This is a genomic window from Falsiporphyromonas endometrii, assembly GCF_042654485.1.
In the GTDB taxonomy this organism is placed as follows: Bacteria; Bacteroidota; Bacteroidia; order Bacteroidales; family Porphyromonadaceae; genus Porphyromonas; species Porphyromonas endometrii.
Genome location: NZ_JBHSGO010000088.1, coordinates 1 through 2,631, shown reverse-complemented (window position 1 = coordinate 2,631; position 2,631 = coordinate 1). Strand labels below are relative to the sequence as shown.

The following is a 2,631-nucleotide window of genomic DNA, read 5'->3' as shown; positions in this document are numbered from 1 at the left end:
TGTTCCATAACTTTAATTGTTTGATAATCATAAAGTTACAAATAATAAATCAACTAACCTACTGATATTCAATATATTAACACCTTGTATAAGATTGTTTTTCAATTAAATTTAAACAGCTTCTTAGTTTTACGCGACTTTTGATACTTATCTAATTCGGATATACAGGTAATTGAGTTATGAGTTCTTTTGCCCTATTCTTATTAAGAGAGATTAAGAAGCAGATTTTGAATTTATAGATAATAAATTGTAAATATTTATTCTTCAACTTATTCTAAATAAATCCTTTAACCCATTGTATATGTCTTTATTACGTTTTGATGCTGTTAAACAAGGTACCAGTAGAGAGCCTGTAAAAGCTGTTGAGAGAAAAGAATCGGTAGGTATATTCTTTGCCGAAGCCGTATTTGATAGAAAATCCATGCGTCAATATTTAAGCAATGATAGCTTTACTCAGCTATGTCAATGTATTGATAGTGGAGAGCCCATTGATTATCATCTGGCTGATGCAGTGGCCTCCGGCATGAGGCTCTGGGCGATGGATCATGGTGTAACTCATTACACACATTGGTTTCAGCCTTTGACTGATGGAACGGCTGAGAAACATGACTCCTTTGTCTCCCCCGATAATAATGGCGGTGTCATTGAAGAGTTTAGTGGTAAGCTTTTGCGTCAGCAAGAGCCCGATGCAAGCAGTTTCCCCAACGGAGGACTTCGCAACACATTTGAGGCTCGCGGTTACTCTGCATGGGATCCCTCTTCGCCGGCATTTATTATAGACGACACTTTATGTATTCCAACCGTATTTATTGCATATACAGGAGAGGCTTTGGATTACAAAACACCATTGTTGCGTTCTTTGGAGGCTCTTAATAAAGAGGCAACACGAGTGGCCAAATACTTTTATCCAAATGTGAAAAATTGCACTACATACTTAGGGTGGGAGCAAGAATATTTCTTAGTTGATGAATCTTTATATGTCGCTCGTCCGGATCTTAGATTGACCGGCCGTACATTGATGGGGCATGAAAGTGCTAAGAATCAGCAGCTTGACGATCATTATTTTGGGGCCATACCTGAAAGAGTACAAGAGTATATGAAGGATCTCGAGACGGAGTGTTATAGAATGGCCATTCCGGTAAAGACCAGACACAATGAGGTGGCCCCAAACCAATTTGAACTTGCTCCTGTATACGAAGAATGCAATTTGGCAAACGACCATAATGTATTGCTAATGAGTATTATGAAGCGTATAGCTCGTAAGCATCATTTTCACTTATTACTTCACGAAAAGCCTTATATGGGGGTAAATGGATCAGGGAAGCATTGCAATTGGAGTATTGGCACCAATGAAGGCGTCAATCTCTTTTCTCCCGGAAAGGATTCGGCTGAGAACCTTCGTTTTGTATGCTTTGTTGCCATTACTTTGATGTCAGTCTACAAGAATAATGGATTGCTCAAAGCAAGCATTGCCTCTGCTACCAATGTGCATAGGTTGGGTGGTAATGAAGCTCCTCCAAGTATCATTAGTTGCTTTTTGGGTAGCGAAGTATCGGATATTCTGGAGCGATTTATCTCTTCAAGCTACGATGAAGCAATAGTTAGAAATGCAAAGAAGGAGTTGTCTCTTGGCGTAGGTCAAATACCAGAACTATTATTGGATAATACTGATCGCAACCGTACTTCTCCTTTTGCCTTTACCGGCAACAGATTCGAATTTCGTGCTGTAGGCTCTTCTGCCAATTGTGCAGCTCCAATGTTGGCCCTATGTACAGCTTTGGCTTTTCAGATGAAAGATTTTGCAGATTCTGTAGATCGATCTATCGCCAAAGGAAAGAGTATTCAGTCTGCTTTGTATGATGTCATACGTGATTATCTCAATGAGTCACAACCCATTCATTTCGATGGAAATGGATATAGCAAAGAGTGGCATGAAGAGGCTGCAAGAAGGGGCCTGAATATCGAAAAGAATGTTCCGCTTCTTTTCGATGCATATACCACTTCTGAGGCGGTGAAGATGTTTGAAACACTTGGGGTCTTAACCTCTCACGAATTGCAGGCTCGCAACGAAGTCAAATGGGAAGTGTATGTCAAAAAAGTCCAAATAGAGAGCCGAGTTTTGGGCGATTTGTGTCTCAATCACATTATCCCGGTTGTAACTCGATATCAAACAATGTTGCTTGACAATGCAAAGAAGTTGCAAGAGGTTTTTGGGGATACTAAAGAATACGAGGAGCTTTCAAAAGGGACCAAAGAGATGATTCGCAAAGTATGCAGGCATCTCACTGCAATTTATGAGATGGTTGAAGAAATGACTGAATGTCGCAAGATTGCAAACCGAATTGAAGATCTTAGATCACGAGCTCTTGAATATGAGCAAAAGGTATTCCCGTATTTGGATAAGATCAGGTATCATGTAGATCATTTGGAACTTATTGTCGACGATGAAATATGGCCGCTTCCTAAGTATAGGGAGTTGCTATTTATACATTGAGGCTGTTTGTCCGGTAGTATCCCAAAAAGTGTGTAAAGGAGGTTTATCTTTGAGTCAAAATTAATCATTTCAATTCATTGTTTTGTTCATCCGTCAGGCGGGCATGAAAAACACCGGGGGGATTGGCGTCCGCCCGG

Annotated in this window: 1 protein-coding gene; it reads left to right on the top strand. The window is 40.1% G+C overall.

Going from position 1 to position 2,631, the window contains the following annotated elements; genetic code table 11:
• The first annotated feature begins 301 nt into the window (after positions 1-301).
• Positions 302-2,494, top strand: a complete 2,193-nt coding sequence (locus tag ACFO3G_RS03440; RefSeq protein ID WP_380078008.1) for a glutamine synthetase III family protein — start codon at positions 302-304, stop codon at positions 2,492-2,494.
• Positions 2,495-2,631 lie beyond the last annotated feature (137 nt).

Excerpts from the sequence above, each read along its gene's own strand:
- ACFO3G_RS03440 (WP_380078008.1), top strand. The coding sequence starts at position 302 with ATGTCTTTATTACGTTTTGATGCTGTTAAACAAGGTACCAGTAGAGAG.